21 protein-coding genes are annotated in these 21,079 nt (G+C 70.9%); 10 read left to right on the plus strand and 11 right to left on the minus strand.

The features are described from left to right. Nucleotides 1-21: 21 nt before the first annotated feature. From KAK06_RS01700 to KAK06_RS01710, 3 genes are read right to left on the minus strand one after another with little or no spacing between them, the layout of a single operon-like run. A complete protein-coding gene (locus tag KAK06_RS01700; RefSeq protein WP_210800001.1) occupies nt 22-789 on the minus strand; it encodes an ABC transporter permease in 768 nt (255 codons plus the stop codon). Next, nucleotides 786-1,595: an ABC transporter ATP-binding protein gene (locus KAK06_RS01705; protein WP_210800002.1), complete on the minus strand. Its 810-nt coding sequence runs from the start codon at nt 1,593-1,595 to the stop codon at nt 786-788. The genes KAK06_RS01700 and KAK06_RS01705 overlap by 4 nt, the downstream gene beginning before the upstream one ends. A 4-nt stretch (nt 1,596-1,599) precedes the next feature. Beyond that, nucleotides 1,600-2,634, minus strand: a complete 1,035-nt coding sequence (locus tag KAK06_RS01710; protein WP_210800003.1) for an ABC transporter substrate-binding protein — start codon at nt 2,632-2,634, stop codon at nt 1,600-1,602. Nucleotides 2,635-2,830: 196 nt separating this feature from the next. Here KAK06_RS01710 and xdhA point away from each other — a divergent pair, with 196 nt between their 5' ends. From xdhA to apbC, 4 genes are all read left to right on the plus strand, one after another. Beyond that, a complete protein-coding gene (xdhA, locus tag KAK06_RS01715; protein ID WP_210800005.1) occupies nt 2,831-4,309 on the plus strand; it encodes a xanthine dehydrogenase small subunit in 1,479 nt (492 codons plus the stop codon). Continuing rightward, nucleotides 4,306-6,660: a xanthine dehydrogenase molybdopterin binding subunit gene (xdhB, locus tag KAK06_RS01720; RefSeq protein WP_210800007.1), complete on the plus strand. Its 2,355-nt coding sequence runs from the start codon at nt 4,306-4,308 to the stop codon at nt 6,658-6,660. Before xdhA ends, xdhB begins: the two co-directional genes overlap by 4 nt. A gap of 109 nt (nt 6,661-6,769) precedes the next feature. Then, on the plus strand, nt 6,770-7,084 hold the full coding sequence (locus KAK06_RS01725) for a WYL domain-containing protein (RefSeq protein WP_210800009.1): 315 nt from the start codon (nt 6,770-6,772) through the stop codon (nt 7,082-7,084). 96 nt (nt 7,085-7,180) lie between these two features. Next, nucleotides 7,181-8,272: an iron-sulfur cluster carrier protein ApbC gene (apbC, locus tag KAK06_RS01730; RefSeq protein WP_210800011.1), complete on the plus strand. Its 1,092-nt coding sequence runs from the start codon at nt 7,181-7,183 to the stop codon at nt 8,270-8,272. Nucleotides 8,273-8,291: 19 nt separating this feature from the next. On the opposite strand, the gene KAK06_RS01735 is transcribed toward apbC, so the two are convergent. Next, on the minus strand, nt 8,292-8,816 hold the full coding sequence (locus KAK06_RS01735; protein WP_210800013.1) for an Mpo1 family 2-hydroxy fatty acid dioxygenase: 525 nt from the start codon (nt 8,814-8,816) through the stop codon (nt 8,292-8,294). Nucleotides 8,817-8,888: 72 nt separating this feature from the next. Beyond that, nucleotides 8,889-9,926 carry a 2-dehydropantoate 2-reductase gene (locus tag KAK06_RS01740; protein WP_210800015.1) on the minus strand — a complete coding sequence of 346 codons (1,038 nt, stop codon included), beginning with the start codon at nt 9,924-9,926 and terminating at the stop codon, nt 8,889-8,891. Between the two features lie 39 nt (nt 9,927-9,965). On the opposite strand from KAK06_RS01740, the gene KAK06_RS01745 reads away from it, so the two are divergent. The 4 genes from KAK06_RS01745 to KAK06_RS01760 all read left to right on the plus strand — a co-directional run bounded on the left by KAK06_RS01745 (nt 9,966) and on the right by KAK06_RS01760 (nt 12,366). Next, on the plus strand, nt 9,966-10,499 hold the full coding sequence (locus tag KAK06_RS01745) for a deoxycytidylate deaminase (protein ID WP_310741012.1): 534 nt from the start codon (nt 9,966-9,968) through the stop codon (nt 10,497-10,499). A gap of 109 nt (nt 10,500-10,608) precedes the next feature. Then, nucleotides 10,609-10,923 carry a hypothetical protein gene (locus KAK06_RS01750; protein ID WP_210800018.1) on the plus strand — a complete coding sequence of 105 codons (315 nt, stop codon included), beginning with the start codon at nt 10,609-10,611 and terminating at the stop codon, nt 10,921-10,923. 112 nt (nt 10,924-11,035) lie between these two features. After that, nucleotides 11,036-11,929: a KPN_02809 family neutral zinc metallopeptidase gene (gene ypfJ / locus KAK06_RS01755; RefSeq protein ID WP_210800019.1), complete on the plus strand. Its 894-nt coding sequence runs from the start codon at nt 11,036-11,038 to the stop codon at nt 11,927-11,929. Between the two features lie 35 nt (nt 11,930-11,964). Then, entirely contained in the window at nt 11,965-12,366 is a 402-nt protein-coding gene (locus KAK06_RS01760; RefSeq protein ID WP_210800020.1) for a DUF1801 domain-containing protein, read from the plus strand. Here KAK06_RS01760 and KAK06_RS01765 read toward each other — a convergent pair. The 5 genes from KAK06_RS01765 to KAK06_RS01785 all read right to left on the minus strand — a co-directional run bounded on the left by KAK06_RS01765 (nt 12,363) and on the right by KAK06_RS01785 (nt 16,675). After that, on the minus strand, nt 12,363-13,529 hold the full coding sequence (locus KAK06_RS01765; RefSeq protein ID WP_210800021.1) for a hypothetical protein: 1,167 nt from the start codon (nt 13,527-13,529) through the stop codon (nt 12,363-12,365). The genes KAK06_RS01760 and KAK06_RS01765 overlap by 4 nt on opposite strands. A gap of 125 nt (nt 13,530-13,654) precedes the next feature. After that, nucleotides 13,655-13,924, minus strand: a complete 270-nt coding sequence (locus tag KAK06_RS01770) for a hypothetical protein (RefSeq protein WP_210800022.1) — start codon at nt 13,922-13,924, stop codon at nt 13,655-13,657. An 89-nt stretch (nt 13,925-14,013) separates the two neighbouring features. Next, nucleotides 14,014-15,168, minus strand: coding sequence for an alpha-hydroxy acid oxidase (locus KAK06_RS01775; protein ID WP_210800023.1), 1,155 nt, complete (start codon nt 15,166-15,168; stop codon nt 14,014-14,016). A 79-nt stretch (nt 15,169-15,247) separates the two neighbouring features. Beyond that, nucleotides 15,248-16,156: a LysR substrate-binding domain-containing protein gene (locus KAK06_RS01780; protein ID WP_210800024.1), complete on the minus strand. Its 909-nt coding sequence runs from the start codon at nt 16,154-16,156 to the stop codon at nt 15,248-15,250. Between the two features lie 9 nt (nt 16,157-16,165). Beyond that, nucleotides 16,166-16,675 carry a hemerythrin domain-containing protein gene (locus KAK06_RS01785; protein ID WP_210800025.1) on the minus strand — a complete coding sequence of 170 codons (510 nt, stop codon included), beginning with the start codon at nt 16,673-16,675 and terminating at the stop codon, nt 16,166-16,168. Nucleotides 16,676-16,770: 95 nt separating this feature from the next. Between KAK06_RS01785 and KAK06_RS01790 the strand changes: the two genes are divergently transcribed. Both KAK06_RS01790 and KAK06_RS01795 read left to right on the plus strand, forming a co-directional pair. After that, a complete protein-coding gene (locus tag KAK06_RS01790) occupies nt 16,771-17,190 on the plus strand; it encodes a YbaN family protein (RefSeq protein WP_210800027.1) in 420 nt (139 codons plus the stop codon). Continuing rightward, a complete protein-coding gene (locus KAK06_RS01795) occupies nt 17,187-19,910 on the plus strand; it encodes a serine/threonine-protein kinase (protein WP_210800028.1) in 2,724 nt (907 codons plus the stop codon). Before KAK06_RS01790 ends, KAK06_RS01795 begins: the two co-directional genes overlap by 4 nt. Here the strand turns inward: KAK06_RS01795 and dinB are convergent. After that, the gene (gene dinB, locus KAK06_RS01800) at nt 19,889-21,043 is read right to left on the minus strand and encodes a DNA polymerase IV (protein WP_210800030.1); all 1,155 of its coding nucleotides are present in this window, start codon (nt 21,041-21,043) and stop codon (nt 19,889-19,891) included. The genes KAK06_RS01795 and dinB overlap by 22 nt on opposite strands. Nucleotides 21,044-21,079 lie beyond the last annotated feature (36 nt).

The following is a 21,079-nucleotide window of genomic DNA, read 5'->3' on the forward strand; positions in this document are numbered from 1 at the left end:
GGCGCGATTGTGCCCAAGCCGTCAGTGCGACTGCGAGCCGCGGTGCGCCCAGGCCGTGGTGTGCTTCTCGATCCAGCTGAAGAGCTCGTACATGGCCATGGCCATCGCGCCCACCACCACCAGGCCGGCAAAGGCCAGGCCCATTTGCATGGCGCTGCCGGCGCTGACCAGCAGGTAGCCGATGCCCTCGTTGGAGGCCTGCATCTCGGACACCGTGGTGCCCACAAACGCCAGCGTGATCGCCACCTTCAGGCTGCCAAAGAAGTAGGGCATGGAGCGCGGCAGACCGACCTTGGTCAGCACATCCCAGCGGCTGGCGCCCAGCACGCGCAGCACATCCTCGAGCTCGGGCTCCAGCGTGGCCAGGCCGGTGGCGATGTTCACGGTGATCGGGAAGAAGCTGATCAGGAAGGCGGTCAGGATGGCCGGGCCGATGCCGATGCCGAACCACACCACCAACACCGGCACGAAGGCCGCCTTGGGCAGCGCATTGAAGCCGGTCATCAGCGGATAGAAGGCGGTGTAGGCCACGCGCGAGCTGCCGATCAGGAAGCCCAGCAGCACACCCACCACGATGGCGATCGCGAAGCCCGCCATCGTCACCCAGAAGGTGCGCCAGGCATGGCCGGCGATGACTTCCTTGTATTCCAGCAACTGCTCCCAGATGCGCGCCGGGCTGGGGAAGATGAACTCGCTGACGTTGAAGGCGCTGCAGATCGCCTGCCAGACCAGCAGGATCAGCACCAGCAGCACCCAGGGTGACCAGGCTTCCAGGCTCTTGCGCGTCATTGGGCGATCTCCACGCCCTGCTTGCGCATCGCGCCGATGTGGCCGCGCAGCTCATGGACGATGTCGGTGAACTGCGGCGTGTAGGTGATCTCCAGGTCGCGCGGGCGCGGCAGGTCGATCTGGCGGCGCACCACCATGCGGCCAGGGCTCTTGCTCATCACGTAGACGGTGTCGGCCAGGAAGACGCTTTCGCGCAGATCATGGGTGACCAGGATGACATTGAACTTCTGCGCCGCCTGCAGGTCGCGCAGCGTGCACCACAGCTCTTCGCGGGTGAACGCATCCAGGGCGCCGAAGGGCTCGTCGAGCAGCAGCATCTTGGGCTCATGGATCAGCGCGCGGCAGATGCTGGCGCGCTGCTGCATGCCACCCGAGAGCTGCCAGGGGAACTTGTCCTCGTAGCCGCCCAGGCCCACGCTTTGCAGCAGGGCGCGGGCCTTGGCCTCGTACTCGGCCTTCTTCTGCTTGAAGCTGCTGCGGTAGGGCTCGACGATCTCCAGCGGCAGCATCACGTTGGCCACCGTGGTGCGCCAGGGCAGCAGGCTGGGGGCCTGAAAGGCCATGCCGGTGATCTTCAGCGGCCCGGTCACTTCCTTGCCGCCGATGATCACCGTGCCCTGGCTGGGCCGCTTCAGGCCGGTGGCCAGCTTCATGAAGGTGGACTTGCCGCAGCCCGAAGGCCCGACGATGGCGATGAACTCGCCCTCGTCGACCTGCAGGTGGATGTCCTCGACCGCGTAGTGGCCCTGGGCCAGCAGCTCGTCGTTGTAGGCGAGCCAGACCCCGTTGAAGTCGACGAAGGCCATCAGCTCACTTCTTGGCGAAGATGTTGCGCTCGGCGGCGCTGGGCAGGAAGTTGCCGTTCCAGACCGCGTCAGGGTTGATGCGGCCCTTGGTCTGGAAGGCATCGGCCACCTGGCTGGCCATCAGCGCCAGGCGCGGCTTGCTGACCTCGCCAAAGGTCTCGGCCTTGGCGTCGGCGGTGGCCACCGAGGAGTCGATCGCCAGCTTCAGGCGCTTTTCCTCCAGATCGGCGTTGATGATGCCGTCGCGCTCCTTGACCACCGCAATGGCGGCCTTCGGATCGGCGATCACCGCCTTGGCACCTTGGGTGAAGGCGCGCAGGAAGGCCTTGACCGCTTCCGGGTTCTTCTTCAGGAACTCCTCGCCGGCGATGATGACGTTGCCGTACAGCTTGACGCCGTGGGCCGGGTACATCATGACGTTGACGTCCTCAGCCTTGATGCCGCGCGCCTCCAGGTTCAGCAGGCTGGTGAAGTAGAAGCCGGTGATGGCATCGACATCGCCCTTGGCCAGCATGGTTTCGCGCAGCGGCGGGTCCATCGAGACCCACTCGACCTTGCCGATGCTGTTGGCCTTCTGGAAGATCGGGAAGGCGCGGCGGCCGGCGTCAAAGACCGGCGCGCCGAGCTTCTTGCCGGCGAGGTCGGCGGGGGTCTTGATGCCGCTCTTCTTGAGCGCGAACACCGCGGCCGGCGTGTTGTTGTAGACCATCATCACCGCCACCGGCTTGTTCGGCGCGGTGGGGTTGTTGGCGTGGAACTCCATCAGCGCCGACAGGTCGGCGAAGCCCATGTCGTAGGTGCCCGAAGCCACGCGGTTGACCGCGTTGCCCGAGCCGTTGCCGGCGTCGACCGTGACATTGAGCTTCTCGGCCTTGAACTGGCCCTTGGCCGCCGGCAGCAGGAAGAAAGCGCTGGGACCTTCGAAGCGCCAGTCGAGCTGGAACTTGACGGCCGTCTCCTGGGCGGCGGCAGGCAGGGCAGTGCCCAGCAGGCCGGCAAGGGCGGCCAGGGCGAGGATCGAGCGGCGGGCGAAGGTCATGAAACAGGGCTCCAGAGGGTCATTCTTGAGGCGGGTGGACGGCGGCGGTCCGCGCGCATTGTCAACCAGACGCTGCTTGCATGATTCGTGCCCGCGTCAAGGATGCCTCGGTGTTCTCCCGAGGGGCATCGGCCACCGGGTGCCCAGCCACCCGATAATCCCGGGCCGATTCTTCTTTCCCAGCCGGAGCCGCTGCATGTCGCAGGCCACCAACACCGTCCGGGTCGTCATTGACGGCCGCATCATCGAGGCCCAGGGCCTGCGCCGAACCACCACCGTGCTCGACTTCCTGCGCGAGCACCAGCATCGCAGCGGCACCAAGGAAGGCTGCGCCGAGGGCGACTGCGGCGCCTGCACGGTGCTGGTGGGCACGCTCAATACCGCCGGTGACGCGGTGGACTACATCGCGGTCAACAGCTGCATGCAGCTGCTGCCCACGCTGGACGGCAAGAGCCTGAAGACGGTCGAGAGCCTGAAGCGCGCCGATGGCAGCCTGCACCCGGTGCAGCAGGCGCTGGTGGGCTGCCACGGCACGCAGTGCGGCTTTTGCACGCCGGGCTTCGCGATGAGCCTGGCCGGCCTGATGCAGGTGCTGCCCACGCCCAGCCGCCAGCAGGTCAATGACGCGCTGCAGGGCAACCTGTGCCGCTGCACCGGCTACCGGCCGATCGTCGACGCCGCACTCGAGGCCAGTGCCGCCGGTGCCGCCGCGCTGAAGCTCGACGACAGCGCCGACCTGCCGCTGCTGCGCCAGATCCGCCGCGATGCCGCGCCCACCTACTCGCTCGATGGCGAACTGCTGGTGCAGCCGGTGGTGCGCACCCGCAAGGGCAGCAGCTTCACCTCGCCGGCCAACCTGGCCGAGCTGGACAAGGCGCTGCAGGACGCCCCCGGCGCCACGCTGCTGGCCGGCTCCACCGAGATCGGCCTGCAGGTCAACAAGCAGTTTCACCGTCCCGAGCACATCGTTTACCTGGGCAATGTGGCCGAGCTGCAGCGGGTGCAGACCACGCCTGCCGCCTGGCGCGTGGGCGCCAGCGTGTCGCTGGAACGCGTGCTGACGCTGGTCCATGCCGACTGGCCCGACTTTGCCGAGGTGCTGCGCCGCTTTGGCTCGCCGCCGATCCGCTCCACCGCCACGCTGGCCGGCAACATCGCCAATGGCTCGCCGATCGGCGACAGCATGCCCTGCCTGATGGCACTGGGCGCGACGCTGGTGCTGCGCCGTGCCGGCCGCACCCGGCGCGTGGCGATGGACGCGTTCTACACCGGCATGAAGGCCCATGTGCTGCAGGCGGACGAACTGATCGAGGCAGTGGAGATCCCGCGCCGGCAGGCCGGCGAGGTCTTCGTGGCGCACAAGGTCAGCAAGCGCTTCGACCAGGACATCTCTGCCATCTGCGCCGCGGCACGCTACACGCTGCAGGACGGCCGTCTGCGCGGCCTGCGTCTGGCGGTCAACGGCGTCACGCCCTTCCCGCAGCGGGTGCCGGCGCTGGAGTCGCTGCTGGAAGGGCGCGCGCCCGACAGCATCACCGCGGCCGAGGTGGACGCCGTGGTGGCCACCGCCTTCCCGGCGCGTGACGGCCTGCGCGGCACCTGGGCCTACCGCTCGCTGGTGGCCCGCAACCTGGTCCTCCGATTCATCGGCAACGAAGAGGCAGCCCTGGCATGAACGCTCCCGAATCCCTGAAGTCGCTGCTGCCCGCCGCCACCGGCCCGTTCTCCGGCAAGGAGGTGGCGCATGAATCGGCCGTGCTGCATGTCAGCGGCGAGGCCACTTTCACCGACGACATCCCCGAGCTGCGCGGCACGCTGTACGCCGCGCTGGTGACCTCGCCCGTGGCGCATGGCCGGCTGACGGGGCCGCACAACGGTGTCGACAAGGCGGCGCTGCTGGCCGAGCACGGCGTGGTGGCCGTGTTCACTGCCGAGGACATCCCGGGCGAGAACAACTGCGGCCCGATCGTCCACGACGACCCCTTCCTGTGCCCGGGCGAGCTGAACTACCTGGGCCAGCCGGTGGCGGTGGTGGTGGCGCGCGAAATGGTCTATGCCCGTGAAGCCGCGCGCAAGGCCAAGCTGTCCATTGAGGAGCTGCCCGCGATCCTGACGATCGAGCAGGCACTGGAAGCCCAGAGCTGGGTCATGCCCAGCAAGACCGTGGTGCGCGGTGACGCCGCCGCCGCGCTGGCCGCCGCACCGCACCGGCTGTCGGGCAGCACCCGCACCGGCCAGCAGGAGCAGTTCTACCTGGAAGGCCAGGTCAGCTATGCGGTCCCGCGCGAAGACGGCCAGCTGACGATCTACACCAGCAGCCAGCACCCCGAGGGCAACCAGAAGGAAGCCGCCGCGGCGCTGAACCTGCAGACCAAGGACGTCGAGGTCATCTGCCGGCGCATGGGCGGCGGCTTTGGCGGCAAGGAGGGCAATGCCAGCATCTTCTCGCAAAGCGCCGCGCTGGCCGCGTTCCTGCTGAAGAAGCCCGTCAAGCTGCGTGCCTGCCGTGACGACGACATGCTGATCACCGGCAAGCGCCATGACTTCCGCATCGACTACGACGTCGGCTTCGACGACGCCGGCCGGGTGCTGGGCCTGGACCTGATGCTGGCCTCGCGCTGCGGCCCGACCATGGACTACTCGGGTCCGGTCAATGACCGCGCGCTGCTGCACATCGACAACACCTACTACCTGCCCAACGTTCACGTGGTGGGTCACCGCTGCCGCACCCACACGCAAAGCAGCACCGCCTTCCGCGGCTTCGGCGGTCCGCAGGGCATGTTCGCGATCGAGACGGTGATGGACGAGATCGCCCGCCACCTGGGCAAGGACCCATTGGCGGTGCGCCGGGCCAACCTCTACCACGCCAGTGCCGACCCGGCCACGCTGACCACGCAGTACGGCCAGCAGATCGAGGACTGGGTGGGCGACCAGGTCATCGCCGAGGTTGAGGCCAAGGCCGACTATGCGGTGCGGCGCGCCGAGGTGGCGGCGTTCAATGCAGCGCACAAGACCGTCAAGCGCGGCCTGGCCTTGACGCCGCTCAAGTTTGGCATCAGCTTCACCGCCACGCTGCTGAACCAGGCTGGTGCGCTGGTCAACATTTTCAATGACGGCTCGGTGGCGGTGAACCATGGCGGCACCGAAATGGGGCAGGGCCTGAACACCAAGATCGCCCAGCTGGCGGCCGATGAGCTCGGCATCAGCGTGGCGAGGGTGCGGGTGACCGCCACTGACACGCTCAAGGTGCCCAACGCCTCGGCCACGGCCGCGTCCAGCGGCTTTGACCTCAACGGCGCCGCCACCCGCCATGCCTGTGAACAGCTGCGGGCCCGCCTGGCGCCGGTGGCCGCCGAGGCCCTGGGCTGCACCGCCGAGCAGGTGGTGTTTGGCGGCGACGGCGTCAGCAGCCCGACCGGCCAGTTCCTGGACTTCAAGACCCTGGCCAACAAGGCCTGGGCGGCCCGCGTGGGCCTGAGCCAGACCGGCTTCTACCGCACGCCCGAGATTGGCTACGACCCGCTGAAGCTGCAGGGCCGGGCCTTCTACTACTACTGCTACGGTGCCTCGGTCAGCGAGGTCGAGCTCGACCTGCTGACTGGCGAATGGCGGCTGCTGCGCGCCGACATGGTCCACGACGTCGGCCGCTCGATCAACCCGGCCATCGACCGGGGCCAGATCGAGGGCGGATTCATCCAGGGCATGGGCTGGCTGACGATGGAAGAGTGCTTGTGGGACGCCAAGGGCAAGCTGCTGACCCATGGCCCCAGCACCTACAAGATCCCGGTCGCCTCCGACGTGCCCGAGCAGTTCAACGTCCACCTGTTCGACGGCCGCAACATCAAGCCCACGCCGTTCAACATCAAGGCCACCGGTGAGCCGCCGCTGATGCTGGGCCTGAGCGTGTTCTTCGCGCTGAAGGATGCGGTGGGCGCGGTCAGACCCGGGCCCGCGCCGGTGCCGCTGGTCAGTCCGGCCACGCCGGAGCGGCTGCTGCTGGCTGCCCAGGCGCTGCGCCGCGCCTGACCCCCACGATCGCAGGCGTTCTGGGCGCGCGGTAACGCTAGGATGTCAGGCTGCCGGAGGGGTCTTTGCCGGCCTCCTCCTGCCGACCTGCCTGCCCGGAGCCGCCCTCGTGAGCCTGCCCCCCGATCCCAGCGACGATCCCGATTCGCCGTCCGGCGTGCCGCCTGGCGCGCGGGCGCTGCAGGCGCGCTGGCGCATCCACTACGAGACCCAGGACGGCGGCGTCAGCGTGCGCACGGTGCAGATCTCGCACCTGCTGGAGCGCGGTCCGCGCCAACAGATCCTGGGCCACTGCGAGACCCGCGGCAAGGACCGCGCCTTCCGCATTGACCGCATCCGCCGCGCCTACGACCTGGACCGGGCCTGCCGGGTGGACGATCCGCTGGCCGATCTGCGCCGCGCCTGCGAGCAGGACGATCACTGAGCGCGCAACCCGTGCCGGAGGGCCCGGCGCGGGGCAGGGTATCGGCCCTGGGCTAGACTGCGCCGCGTCCCACCCCATCCACGCTCCGAACTCCCCATGGCACTGACTGAATCCGCCCTGCTCGCTGCGCTGCAGACCGTCATTGATCCCAACACCCAGCAGGACCTGGTCAGCACCCGGCAGCTGAAGAACCTGCGCATCGACGGCACCGACGTGTCCTTCGATGTGGAACTGGGCTACCCGGCCGCCACCCAGATTCCGGCGCTGCGCCAGGCGCTGATCGCCGCCGCGCGCAGCGTGCCCGGCGTGGGCAACGTCAGCGCCAACCTGGGTTTCAAGATCACCGCCCACTCGGTGCAGCGCGGCGTGCCGCTGCTGCCGGGCGTGAAGAACATCATCGCCATCGCCTCGGGCAAGGGTGGTGTGGGCAAGAGCACCACCACCGTCAACCTGGCGCTGGCGCTGGCCGCCGAGGGCGCCCGCGTGGGCATCCTGGATGCCGACATCTACGGCCCCAGCCAGCCGATGATGATGGGCATCGACGGCCGCCCGGAAAGCGTCGACGGCAAGTCGATGGAGCCGATGATCGGCCACGGCGTGCAGGTGATGTCGATCGGCTTCATCGTCGAGGCCGACCAGGCCATGATCTGGCGTGGCCCGATGGCCACCCAGGCCCTGGACCAGCTGCTGCGCCAGACCAACTGGCAGGACCTGGACTACCTGCTGGTCGACATGCCGCCCGGCACCGGCGACATTCAGCTCACGCTGAGCCAACGCGTGCCGCTGACTGGCGCGGTGATCGTCACCACGCCGCAGGACATCGCCCTGCTGGACGCCCGCAAGGGCGTCAGCATGTTCGAGAAGGTGGGCGTGCCCATCATCGGCGTGGTCGAGAACATGGCGGTCTACTGCTGCCCCAATTGCGGCCACACCGAACACATCTTCGGCCAGGGCGGTGGCATGAAGATGTCGCAGGACTTCAACATGCCCTACCTGGGCGCGCTGCCGCTGAACCTGTCGATCCGCGAGCAGGCCGACAGCGGCCGCCCCAGCGTGGTGGCTGATCCCGACGGCGAGATCGCCGGCATCTACCGCAGCGTGGCGCGCCAGGTGGCGGTGGCGGTGGCCAAGAAGGCCAAGGACTACTCGTCGAAGTTCCCGACCATCACGGTGTCCAAAGGCACCTGAGGCCCTGGCGGGGTGCCGCTCAGGCCGGCACCGTGAGGTCGCGCAGCCGGGTGGGTCCGGCGGCGCGCTCGATCTGCTCGCGCAGCGGCCGGCAGCGGCCCAGCGCGAACAACGCCTCGGCCGCCACGAACAGCGGGCCAACCAGCAGCCGGGTGGGATCGTCGATCGCGTCGGTGCGGCGGCCTTCGTAGTAGTGGCCGGCCCATTGCGCCGACCAGCCCACCAGCAGCGCACCGACGCCCACCACCAGCCACGAGCCGCTGGCGGCCAGCGGCGTGGCCAGTGCCAGCAGCAGCGCATTGAGCAGCGTGGCCGCCACCCCCAGGCCCACCTGGCCGCGCGACAGGTACCAGGGCGCAGTCAGGCACCACAGCGCCCAGGCCGGCGTCCAGCCGCTGTCCCAGCGCGGCCGGCCCAGCAGCACGCCCAGCGCAAACACCACCAGCGGCACGCCCACGGCGTGGGTCAGGATGTTGCGCCGGTCGCGGTGCAGGCGCGCGTACTGCACCAGCAGGTCGGTGGCGGGACGGAAGGCTGAGTTCATGGTCGTCTCCTCGGCAGCTCGAGGCGGTCAGGCTGCATCGTAGCGGTTCAGGGTGGACTTGTGCATGCCGGTTCAGGGCGCGGACGCGTGCAGGGCCTGGTGCAGCGCGTCCGCGCCGGGCCATTCGCCCGGCGGCGGCCAGTGGCCCACCAGCGACAGCATGCGCTCGTTCAGTGGCGTGGCCACACCGTGCTCACGACCCAGGCGGACGACGGCACCGCAGAGCTCATCGATCTCGGTGCGGCGGCCCTGGGCCAGATCGTCGGCCATGCTGGAGCGCGCCTGCGGGTCGATGCGCAGCATGCGCCGCGCCAGCAGCCGAAACAGCCAGTCCGGCGCCTCCAGCATAGCTGGCAGGCGCTGCGGCGGCAGCGGGGTCATGCGGGCCGGGGCGATGCCGGCCGCGGCCAGCGCGGCCAGGGCCTCGCGCTGCAGCGCCGCCAGGATACGGCGGTAGCCGCGGTTCATCAGCTCGGCGCGCAACGGCAAGCCCGAGAGGGCATTGACCGGGTTGTTCAGGTTGAGCAGCAGCTTGCCCCACTGCACCGGTCGCATGTCGGCGTGGCGCTGCAGGGGCAGCCCGGCGTGGGCGAACAGCGGCGCCAGGCGCTGCAGCACCGGCGCGTCCTCGGCGGCCAGGCGGCCGGTGGTGCCACGGTGCAGATGCCCTGGCGCCAGCTCGGCCACGTTGAAGGGCACCATGCCGGTGAGCCAGTCCAGCCGCGGCGCCCACTCGCGGGCCTGAGCGGCCTGGTCGATGCCGTTTTGCAGGCTCAGCACCGGCGAGCCCGGCGGCAGGCGCTGCCCCAGCGCGCGCGCGGCGTCGGCGGTGCCGCTGCACTTGACGGTGAGCAGCGTCAGATCGGGCAGCAGGCCCGAGGGCAGGCGCTCGTGCAGGTGCAGTGAGTCGACCGGCAGTTCCACCGGCGCAGCCTCGATGTCGGTGGCGCGCAGGCCGTGCGTGCGCAGTGCGTTGAGCATGCGGCCGCGGCCGACGCAGTGCACCACCGCACCGGCGGCCTGCAGGCGCGCAGCCAGGAAGGCGCCCACGCTGCCGCAGCCCATGACCAGCAGGGTGGCGGGTGGAACAGCGGTGTTGTCATCGACCATGTCCCGAGCGTACCCCGGCCATGGGCTATGCTGGCAGGCGTGAACGACGTGAACAAGGCCCTGATCGACTGGCATTCGATGTTCATGGGTGTGGCCCTGCTGGCCTCGGCCCGGTCCAAGGACGGCCTCACGCGCAATGGCGCCTGCATCGCCAGCGCCGACCACCGCATCCTGGGCGTGGGCTACAACGGCCTGCCGCGCGGCTGCTCCGACCAGGATCCGGTCTACTGGTCCGACCAGGACGACGACCCCTTCCTGTCCCGGCACAGCTACGTGGTGCACGCCGAGATGAACGCCATCCTGAACTGCGTGACGCTGCCCCTGACCGGCAGCCGCATCTACACCACGCAGTTTCCCTGCCCGCGCTGTACGCAGTCGATCATTCAGGTGGGCATCACCGAGGTGGTCTGGCTGCGCCGCAAGCCGCACCAGCAGCGCTCGCAGGAGGCGGCGCTGAAGATGCTGGGCGACGCCGGTGTGCGCATCCTCAGCCTGGCCGAGGCCGACCTGCGCGCCGACGCCTGGGTCCAGGCGCTGGACGGCTACCTGCAGGGCGCGGCACCGCGGTTCTAGGGCCGCCGGAAGACGGCGGGCCTTGGCCCGGCTTTTCCGGTCTTGGTCCCGGGCTGCTGCAGCGCACCATCCGCAGCCATGCGGTCCCCATGGCCGCCAGGAGCCTGCGATGCAACCCCAAGCCCTCTCCCGCACCCCGATCCGCCCGCCGGTCGCCCCGGTCACGCTGCGCCGGGCGCCGCTGCTGCCGCGTCGCCTGCCACTGGCCCGTGGCGCGTCGATGGCCGACATGCTGCGCTTTCAGGCGCTGATGGCTGGCGAGGGCCAGACGGTCCAGGTGGCGCGCATGTGCTACGACCGCCCCTACGCCTTCGACTGCATTGCCAGCGCCCACACCAGCGCCAGCGATCCGCTGCGGCGCCTGGCGCTGCACCTGTTCCGTGCCTACGAACAGGACGCCGACCCGCGGCATCTGCACGACTGAGTGGCGCCCACGCCGCGACCGGGGGTGATCCGCCCTTGGCGCGCCGGCCCGGGCCTGCGCAGAATGCCGGTGGGGGAGGCCGTCGCCTTCGCCACGGCAGGAGGCAGTCACCATGCGCTGGCAAGGACAACGACAGAGCGACCACATCGACGACCGGCGTGAGGCCGGGCCGACCGGCAGCGCCGGCCCGGGCCTGCGCCTGGGTGGCGGCCGCGGTCTGGGCCTGGGCACGATCGTCGTGGCCCTGCTGGCCAGCTGGCTGCTGGGCATCAACCCGATGACCGTGCTGGGCGTGCTGGGTGGCGGGGCTGAGCTGCCCGCGGCGGCGCCGGCCACCGGCAACATCGGCCGACCCAAGGCCGGCGACGCCGAGGCCGCGTTCGTGGCGGCCGTGCTGGGCAGCACCGAGGATGTCTGGGGCGGCTTGTTCAAGTCGGCCGGCTCGATCTACGAGCCGCCGACGCTGGTGCTCTTCCGCGGCAGCACGCCCACCGCCTGCGGCCGCGGCGAGGCGGCGATGGGGCCGTTCTACTGCCCCGGGGACCGGCAGGTCTACATCGACCTGGCCTTCTACGACACGCTGCGCAGCCGCCTGGGCGCGCCGGGCGACTTTGCCCAGGCCTATGTGATCGCCCATGAGGTGGGCCACCACGTGCAGAACCTGATGGGCGTGACCGGCAAGGTCGACGCCATGCGCCAGCGCCAGAGCGCCGCGCAGGCCAATGCCATGTCGGTGCGGGTGGAGCTGCAGGCAGACTGCCTGGCCGGGCTGTGGGCCCGCCAGTCCGAGCAGGCCCAGCGCTGGCTGGACCAGGGCGACATCGAGGAGGCGCTGAACGCGGCCAGCCGCATCGGCGACGACGCGCTGCAGCAGCAGTCCCGGGGCCGGGTGGTGCCCGAGACCTTCACCCACGGCACCAGCCGCCAGCGCGTGAGCTGGTTCCGCAAGGGACTGGAGGGCGCGCAGTTGCGCGACTGTGATACGTTCGCGGCCAGGGAGCTGTAAGGGGCCGAGGCGTCGGCCCCGCATCGGAGCGGTCGATGCGGCATGCCGGACGGAACAAGGCCCTGGTGGCCAGCTGGATCGACTTCCTGTCGCCGCCCTTGCGCGAGCTGGCCGAGTCGGTGCGCCGGCAGGTGCGGCAGGCCGGCCCCGAGCTGGCCGAAAGCATCCAGTGGGGCAAGCTGGTCTTCAGCGTGGACAGCCTGCCGGTGCTGGCACTGGTGCCCGCGCGCGGACACCTGAACCTGCAGATGCTGCAGGGCGCCCACTGGCCCGCGGCGGTGCTGGCCGAACGGCCGGCTCTGGGCGGGGCGCGCCAATGGCGGCTGGATCCGGCGGCGGCGGTGGACCCGGTGCTGCTGGAGATGGTGGTGTCGGCGGCGCTGGTTCAGGCCCGAGAGAGGCTGGACCGGTCGCCGCCGAGGCGCGATGAGCCTTAACGACGGCCTTCGTCGCGGTAGAGGTTGAGCCGCGGCCTCAGGACCACGCGCTGCGTGCCGTCGGGCTGGTACTCGATCATCGACTCCAGCACGCTGACATTGCGGCCCGTGCGCGCCAGCCACTCCCATCGCCGGACGCGGTAGGCGCCATTGAAGGCGTCGGTGTCCAGTTCGATCACCGAGCCATTGACGCGCCAGCGCAGCAGCGGCAGGTGGTCTGTCTCGCCGGTGTCCCGATCCACATGCAACCATTCGCCCGAGCCGTTGCTCAAGAGGTCGACGAACACCTGGGTCTGGGTGAACTCGGTGGGCGTCAGCAGCCAGTGGCGCGCCGACTTGCGCAGGCCGCCCCAGTCGCCGAGCTGCGGATGCACCATCGGTGAGCGAGCCACCTGGACGGGCCGGTCGCCTGACCACATGGCGGCCAACCAGGCTTCCTGGCCGCTGCCGTCGGCTTCAGCAATGCGCAGATAGCCCCGCTGGCCCCGGTCACCCAAGTCGAGCACGAACCAGCCATCGGCTCGCCGCGTCAGGGGCACCACGGCACCGCCGTCGCGAAAGCGCAGCTGGCCCTCCTCCACGCTGGCCGGGTTGGCTGTCGCGCCCGAGTAGTAGGGATAGATCGCATCGCTGAAGCCCACCCATTGGCTGCCCACGCTCACCGCGTCGGGCGAGGCGAACCGCGATCGGTCGCTGTGGTTCACCAGCAGGCCGCCGGTCTCGGCAATGCCGCCCCACGGCGTGACCCGGCCGGTGGCACAGCCGCTGAGCACGGTGGTGGTGCCCGCCTGCGTGATCGCCGACTGGCCCAAGCGGCTGTTGCCCTGAACCGGCCGCACGCCGATACGCTGGATGTCGATCCGCACATTCGGGTAACCACCGTCGCAGTCAGTGGGCTCATCGGCGGTGGTCCAGACGCTGATCGGCGCGTCCAGCGTGATCACCCGGTTGCTGGCTTCGCTGCTCACCGCGCCGGCGCCGGCGCCGTCAAAACTGACCACCGACGCACGCCCCTGCGGCTGCCAGTCGATCAGGAATGCGAAGGGCGTGCCGTACCCTGGCGTGGCCAGGTAGGCCAGCTCCCGTGCCAGGCTGGGCAGCGTGGTGAGACCCAGCAGCGCAGCCAGGCATCCCAGGCGGCAGCTTGTGCGCCATGTCGTCATGGATTCGTTCCTCCGTCGGGGCCGACAGGCATCGGACCGAGGTGGCCCCGGGTCGGCCTCGGCGGGCGTAGCCTAGGCCGGCGCTGGCGCCAGGGCATCCTCCGAAGTGCGGAGGACGCCGCGGCTCAGCGGGAGGTGCAGCCCAGCCAGTCGCAGCGCAGGGCCCCGCGGGCGTGCAGGCGGGTGCGCAAGGCCACGTAGGTCTGCGGCACCAGCAGCGCCATCGCGCAGGCGATCACGCCCCAGGGTTCGTCGAGCAGCAATTCGGCGGGCACGCCCAGCCAGCCCATCAGCCACACGGTCAGCACTCCGTCCCAGGTGTGGAACTCGAGGGGACGCGCGTCCTTGTGGTCGAGCAACCAGTGGTGGATCGCGCTCAGCTGCATCAGCGTCATGGGGCACTCCTTGGCGTGCCACCATGCTCGCGTGGCCGCGCTCGGTGCGACGGCCGAAAAAACGGCCGTCCGAGCGGGCAGTTTGATCCTCAGGCGGTGGGAAAGGAACCCGGCAGCAGAATGTCCCTGCCGACGTCCGTGATACGGGTGTGGCCGCAGAAGGCCATGGTCACGTCCAGCTCCTTGTGCAGGATCTGCAGCGCCTTGGTCACGCCTTCCTCGCCCATCGCGCCCAGGCCGTAGACCATCGCCCGGCCGATGTAGGTGCCCTTGGCGCCCAGCGCCCAGGCCTTGAGCACGTCCTGGCCGGAGCGGATGCCGCCGTCCATGTGCACCTCGATCTGCGAGCCCACCGCCGCCACGATGCGCGGCAAGGCGTGGATGCTGGACTCGGCGCCATCGAGCTGGCGGCCGCCGTGGTTGCTCACCACGATCGCGTCGGCGCCGGACTCCACCGCCAGCTTCGCGTCGACCTCGTCCATGATGCCCTTGAGGATCAGCTTGCCGCCCCACTGCTGCTTGACCCACTCGATGTCGGGCCAGGACAGGCGCGGGTCGAACTGCTCGTTGGTCCAGGAGGCCAGCGAGTTCATGTCGGTCACCGCCTTGACGTGGCCCACCAGGTTGCCAAACGTGCGGCGCTTCGTGCCGGCCATGCCCAGGCACCAGCGCGGCTTGGTCATCAGGTTGATGATGTTGGCCAGGGTGGGGCGAGGCGGCGCGGTCAGGCCGTTCTTCAGGTCCTTGTGGCGCTGGCCGATGACCTGCAGGTCCAGCGTCAGCACCAGCGCCGAGCAGCCGGCGTCCTTGGCGCGGCCGATCATGCGGGCCATGGCCTCGCGGTCGCGCATCATGTAGAGCTGGAACCAGAACGGCGCCGTGGTGTGGGCGCGGATGTCCTCGATCGAGCAGATGCTCATCGTCGACAGCGTGAACGGGATGCCGAACTTCTCGGCCGCCTTGGCCGCCAGGATCTCGCCGTCGGCATGCTGCATGCCGGTCAGGCCCACCGGGGCGATCGCCACCGGCATCTTCACCGCCTGGCCGACCATGGTGGTGGCGGTGCTGCGGTTCTCCATGTTCACGGCCACGCGCTGGCGGAACTTGATCGGCTGGAAGTCGCTCTCGTTGGCGCGGTAGGTGCCCTCGGTCCACGAGCCGGAATCGGCGTAGTCGTAGAACATCCGCGGCACGCGTTGCTGGGCCAGCTGGCGCAGGTCTTCAATGGTTGTGATCACCGGCATGTCGTGTGTCTCCTGTGGGCCGGGATGCTAGCGGCAGCGGCCCGGCCAGGCGCCGGAAAAGTTTTCGGGGCGGACCGGATCAGGCCATCAGCGCCGCCGCCTCGGCCACCGCGTCGGCGGCGGCGCGGCTCACCCAGGCAGCCACCCCCAGCACCGCGGCGTCCTCGTTGCAGCGCGCCAGACGGTAGGCGAAGGCCGACGTGCTGCCCGGCGTCCTGCCGGCGCCCAGCAGCGGCTGCAAACGTCCGGCGCGCAGCCAGGCGCGGGCGATCGACGGCCGTGACAGTGCCACGCCCTGGCCGCAGGCCGCGGCCTCCAGCGTCATGCCCAGGTCGACCAGGCGCGGGCCGCGGTCGGGTTCGGGCCAGTCCAGGCCCTGGGCACGGAACCAGGGCAGCCACGGCTCGGCCGGGGTGCGCAGCAGCGGCAGTGTGCGCAGCACATCCAGCGAATCGGGTGGCACGCCGTCGGCCAGCAGCGCCGGGCTGAGCAGCGGCAGCACCGGGTCGTGCATCAGCAGCTCGCCCTCGTCGGTGGCCAGGTAGCGCACCTCCAGGTCGGGGTCGCTGAGCGGGCCCTCGAGGTAGGGCACGGTCAGCGTGATCTCGAGCTCGATGTCGTCATGGGCGCGGGTGAAGGCGGGCAGTGCCGGCACCAGCACCTCGCGCGCGAAGGTGGGCGGCGAGGACAGGCGCACCTTCTGCCGCCGCTGGGCGCTGCGCCGGTGCAGCGGCACCGCCGACAGCAGGGCCAGCGCGGCGCGCACCTGCTCCAGGTACTCCTTGCCCACCGCGCTGAGCGACAGCGCCTTGGGGCCGCGCAACAGCAGCGGTGTGCCCAGCAGGTCTTCGAGCGAGGCGATGCGCTTGCCGATCGCGCTGGCGGTGACCGACAGCTCGTCGGCGGCGCGCTCGAAGGTGCCCAGGCGCGCGGCGGCCTCGAAGGCGCGCAGCGCGTCGATCGAGGGCAGGCGCAGGTCGTCGGCCATGCGGGGCGGTCAGGCCGCGGCAGGCTGCTCGGCGGGGGAGGGCGAGCAGCTGCTGCCGCCGCAACCGGTCTGGGCATCTTCGGCCACCGGCGGCCGCGCCATCACCCCCGTGGCGGGGTCGAAGCCCACCTGCTGCAGGTGCGAGGCCAGTGCCGCATCCATGCTCTGCGCATGCTGAACGAACCACTTGGCCAGCTCGGGCAGCACGCGGGTGAGTGGGCCGAAGTCCTGCTCGTCCTGGGCCAGCCGGGTCACCTCCTGCATCAGCTCGAGCACCTGGCCGTGCTGGTAGCTGTGGCAGTTCTCGGGCGCGAAGCCGGTGGCCGCCATCCAGCGGTCTTCCTGGCCGAAATGGCCCACGGTGTGCTCGACCAGGTGGCGGTAGGCCGCCAAGCCCTCGGCGGGCGAGCGGGCCAGCGCTTCCTCGGAGGCGGCCAGCAGGTCGACGAACTCCTGGTGGGTTTGGTCCATCTCGGGATGGTCCAGGGCGATCTCGGGACTCCAGTGCAGCGAGGGCATGGCGGCGGTGTGATGCAGTCGGAATGGGCAGGATTGTCGCCCAGCTGCTGTCCGGGCGGTCTGCGCTGGCGCAGGGGCGGCTACCATCGGCGCCGATGTCTGCTCCGCCCGCCCTGCCGCCCGTCACCCGCTCGCGCTGGCCCTGGGTGCGGCCACTGTGGTTGCTGGCCGGTGCGCTGGCCCTGGTGACCGGCATCGTGGGCATCTTCCTGCCCTTGCTGCCCACCACGCCGTTCGTGCTGTTGGCGGCGGCTTGTTTTGCCCGGGGCAGCGCGCGCTGGGAGGCCTGGCTGCTCGGCCACCCGCGCTGGGGCCCGATCGTGCGGGAATGGCGCGCGCACCGCGCGCTGCCGCTGCGCGCCAAGCAATGGGCGACCGCCATGATGACGGTCAGCAGCCTGTGGGCACTGTGGGCGCTGCCGACGCCCTGGTGCTGGGTGCCGGCCGTCTGCTGCAGCGCGGTGGCAGCCTGGATGTGGTCGCTGCCGACCCGCGGTCACGCTGAGCACCGATGACGACCCCCTCCACGCCCTGGAGCGGACTGGACGCACCGTCCTGGCAGCGCCTGCGCGGCCTGCTGGACCAGGCCCTGGCGCTGCCGGCGCCGCAGCGCCAGGCCTGGCTGGACGCGCTGCCGCCCGACGCTGGCGACCTGCGCGAGCCGCTGCAGCGCCTGCTGACCCTCAGCGAGGACGAGGCCAGCCGCCTGGAGGCGCTGCCGGCCATGGGGCCGCCCGGCCCGGAACCGCTGGCGCCCGGCCACCTGATCGGGCCGTACCGGCTGCTGCGGCCGCTGGGCCAGGGTGGCATGGCCGAGGTCTGGCTGGCCGAGCACCGGCAGCTGCTGCAGGGTCGACAGGTGGCGCTGAAGCTGCCCTTCGCCCAGGCCTGGCGCAGCGGGCTGCCCGAGCGCTTTGCCCGCGAGCGGGCCATTCTGGCCACGCTGGCGCATCCCAACATTGCGCGCCTGTATGACGCCGGCGTCGACGAGCAAGGTCGGCCCTGGCTGGCGCTGGAGCTGGTGCAGGGCCAGCCGCTGGACCTGCACTGCCAGCAGGCCGAGCTGGACGTGCCCGCACGCATCGGCCTGATGCTGCAGGTGATGGATGCGGTGGCCTATGCGCACGCCAGCCTGGTGGTGCACCGCGACCTCAAGCCCGGCAACATCCTGGTCAGCGCCGACGGCCAGGTGCGGCTGCTGGATTTCGGCATCGCGCGGCTGCTGGAGGACGGCGTGGCCGAGGACAGCGAACTGACCCGCGAGCTGGGTCGCGCGCTGACCGTGCCTTACGCGGCGCCGGAGCAGCTGTCGGGCGGTGCGATCGGCACCGCCGCCGATGTCTATTCGCTGGGCGTGGTGCTGTTCGAGCTGCTCAGCGGCACGCGCCCCTACCGCCTGGACCGCGGTACCCGCGGCGAGCTGGAGCAGGCCGTGCTGCATGCCGAGCCGCGCCGCGCCAGTGAGGCCGCCACCCCCCCTGCGCTGCGGCGCGCGCTGCGCGGTGACCTGGACACCATCCTGGCCACCGCGCTGCAGAAGGACCCGCGCCAGCGCTACCCCAGCGTTGATGCCTTTGCTGATGACCTGCGCCGCCACTTGCAGCACCTGCCGCTGCGCGCCCGGCGCGAGCCCTGGTGGGTGCTGGCGCGCAAGGCGGTGTGGCGCCACCGTGTGGCCTCGGTGGCGGCGGCAGCCACCACGCTGGCGGTGCTGGGCGGGGCCGGGGCCGCCTGGTGGCAGGCCGAGGAGGCGCGTGCCCAGCGTGACGCCGCCGTGCTGGCGCGCGAGCGCGCCGACCGCGAGGCCGAATCGGCCCGCCGCGCCGAGCATCTGGCGGCGGCCCAGGCCGACCTCTCGAGCTTCGTGCTGTCCGACTTTGCCGGGCGCCATGCCGATGAGGAGATGGTCAAGCAGCTTGACAGCGCCTTGCTGATGGTGCGCGCCCAGTACCGCGACGACCCCGGCCTGCGCGGCGCGCTGCTGCTGGGTGTGGGCGAGCAGTTCCGCTGGATCTCGGAGCAAGGCCGCGCCAATGAGGTGTTCGATGAAGCGGCACCGCTGTTGCAGCAGCACGGCGATGCCGGTGCGCTGGCGCAGCTGATGTGCATCCGTGCCGCCATGCACGCGATGGCGGGTGACTCCGACGCGGCGCAGGCGCTGCTGAAACAGGCGCAGGCGCTCAATCCCCAGCAGACCGCCGGCCAGCTCACCGCCCGCGCCGAGTGCCTGCTGGAAGAAGCGCTGATGGCGCGCATCGTTGGCCAGCCCGGCCAGGCGGTGGCCCTGATCGGCCAGGCCCTGGCGCTGCAGCAGCGCGCCGGCCTGTCGCGGCGCGAAGCACACTCCGAGGCGCTCAACGCACTGGCCCGGGCGCAGCTGGAGGCCGGGCAGTTCGCCGATGCGGTGCGCAGCACGCGGCGCAGCATCGCGCTGCTGGACGACATCGGACGCGCCAACACGCCGGGGCTGCGCAATGCCTGGGGCGTGCTGGCCAGCGCGCTGCGCGAGGGCGGTCAGGCGCGGCAGGCCGAGGCGGCGCATGGCGGCGAGGGCCGCTTCAGCGCCGCCGAGGGCAGCCAGCCGCTGCCGGTGCGCATGGAGCTGGCCACAACCTGGCTGGCGCTGGGCCAGTGGCAGCGCGCAGCCACGGCGCTGGAGCAACTGGCCGGCGAGGCCCTGCGGCAGGAGGCGCCGGGCAATGCGCGTTTCTCGCTGGTCCAGGCGGGCCGGGCGCGGTTGGCGCTGGGCGATGTGGCGGCCGCGCGGCGCGACCTGGCGCGCGCCGAGGTGTTGGTGGCCGCCGCCCGCCAGGCCGGGCGGCCACAGGCGCGCTCGGTGCTGATGCTGGCGATCGATGTGGCGCTGGCCGAGGGGCAGCTGGACCAGGCCCAGGCCCTGCTTGACGAGACGCAGACCCTGCTGCAGCGCACCGCGTCGACCACACCGCATGTCTGGAGCCCCTGGCACCGCTCACGCGCCGTGCTGGCCTGGCGCCGCGGCGACCTCGACCAGGCCCTGCAAGCGGCTGCCACCGCGCTGGCGCTGGCGCAGCGGCATGTGATCGACCCGCAGGCCAGCGTGGTGGTGGCCGAGGACCTCTGGCTGCGCGCCCGCCTGCGCCGGGCCAGCGGCGACAGCAGCGGCGCCCGTGAGGACGCCCACCTGGCGCGCCAGCACCTGGAGGCCGCTGCCGGCCCGGCGCACCCCTTGATTCAGGTGATCGACCGCTTCTGACCCGGCTCCAGCCGGGCCACCCGCACGCCCAGCAGGCGCAGCCGCCTGGACAGGTCCACCCGCTTCAGGCACAGGCCGGCGGCGTGGCGGATCGCCGCTGCGTCCTGGGTGGCCTCGGGCAGCGTCAGGTCGCGCGTGACGGTGCGGAAATCGTCGAAGCGCAGCTTGATGCCCACGGTGCGGCCGGCATAGCGCTTTCGGGCCAGGTCGGCCGCCACCTGCTCGCACAGCTGGGTGAAGATGCGGCCCAGCTCGGTGCGGTCGCGCACCGCGTGCAGGTCGCGCTCGAAGGTGGTCTCGCGGCTCATCGACACCGGCTCGCTGTCGGTGACCAGCGGCCGATCGTCGCGGCCATGCGCGGCCTCGTGCAGCCAGGCGCCGTAGCTGCGGCCGAAACGGGTGACCAGGTCGGCACGCGGGTGGGCGGCGAGCTGGCCGATGGTCTCGATGCCCATGGCCTGCAGCCGGGCACCGGCCTTGGGGCCGATGCCGTTGATGCGCCGCACCGGCAGCGGCCAGATGCGCTCGGGCAGTTCGTCGGCCATCAACAGGGTCAGGCCGTCGGGCTTGTCCAGCTCGGAGGCGATCTTGGCGAGCAGCTTGTTGGGCGTGACGCCGATCGAGCAGGTCAGGCCGGTGGCGCGGTGCACGTTGTTCTTGATCTCGCGCGCCAGCGCGCGCACGCCGCCCAGTGGGTCGTGGCCGACGGTGTCCTGGGCGCCGGGCACCTGGGTCAGGTCGATGTAGATCTCGTCGATGCCGCGGTCCTCGATCACCGGCGCCAGCTCGGCCACCGCGGCCTTGAAGCGGCGCGAGCAGGCGCGGTACAGCTCGAAATCCACCGGCAGCAGCACCGCCTCGGGGGCGCGCTGGGCAGCCTTCATCATGCCCATGGCCGAGTGCAGGCCGCGGGCCCGGGCCTCGTAGGTGGCGGTGGTGATGACGCCGCGGCCGGTGTAGTCACCCAGGCGGGCGAAGCGCCACTGGCCGTCGGGGCCGCGCTCGGGCTGGTGGCGCCGGCCGCCGCCGATGACCACCGGCTGGCCGCGCAGCTCGGGGTAGCGCAGCAGCTCGCAGGACGCGTAGAAGGCGTCCATGTCGAGGTGGGCGATCAGGCGGCGGGGCGGTGACATGGCAGGGGCTGTATGGATCTCCAGTGTAGCCAGCGC

This window comes from Ideonella aquatica (assembly GCF_018069755.1).
Lineage (GTDB): Bacteria > Pseudomonadota > Gammaproteobacteria > Burkholderiales > Burkholderiaceae_C > Ideonella > Ideonella aquatica.